Origin of the sequence: Enterobacter sp. HMSC16D10, assembly GCF_001807145.1 — a bacterium.
Taxonomy (GTDB): domain Bacteria; phylum Pseudomonadota; class Gammaproteobacteria; order Enterobacterales; family Enterobacteriaceae; genus Enterobacter; species Enterobacter roggenkampii.
This window is the reverse complement of sequence record NZ_KV787843.1, coordinates 1-640: the sequence shown is the minus strand read 5'-3', so window position 1 is coordinate 640 and position 640 is coordinate 1. Positions and strand designations below refer to the sequence as shown.

Here is a 640-nt window from a genome sequence, read left to right as displayed (position 1 = left end):
CCATTGGATTTCATTGCAAGGCTGGCCGCCCTGGTACCGAAGCCCAGAGTCAACCTAACCCGCTTCCACGGGGTGTTCGCACCCAACAGTCGGCACCGGGCGTTGGTCACGCCGGCAAAACGGGGCAGGGGCAACAAGGTCAGGGTGGCTGATGAACCGGCAACACCAGCACAACGGCGAGCGTCGATGACATGGGCGCAACGGCTCAAGCGTGTTTTCAATATCGACATCGAGACCTGCAGCGGCTGCGGCGGCGCCATGAAAGTCATCGCCTGCATTGAAGACCCTATAGTGATCAAGCAGATCCTTGATCACCTGAAGCACAAAGCCGAAACCAGCGGGACCAGGGCGTTACCCGAAAGCCGGGCGCCACCGGCTGAGCTGCTCCTGGGTCTGTTTGACTGACGAGCCTGAAGGCCAACGATACCAATCAAAATGCTGCGTTCACAGCGCCGCGGCAGGGATCCGCCGTGCTGGTTGTCGGAAAAGGAGCCGCTAGTGGGAAAGAGGAGGGTAAATTTTCAGCGTTGCTGGCTCCCCGTCAGCCGGATTGGGTTGCATCGCAGGGGTGTCGAAAGAGTCAACTGCGGTCCAAAGCTGTTGGACTTGGGTGAAAAGGGCGTTTATTCTTCCTATACGT

The 640-nt window shown here is 58.6% G+C and carries 1 protein-coding gene; it reads left to right on the top strand.

What is annotated here, in order from left to right; genetic code table 11:
* A partial coding sequence (locus tag HMPREF3143_RS24620; protein WP_000297736.1) for a transposase occupies positions 1-405 on the top strand: 405 nt, incomplete at its 5' end.
* Positions 406-640 lie beyond the last annotated feature (235 nt).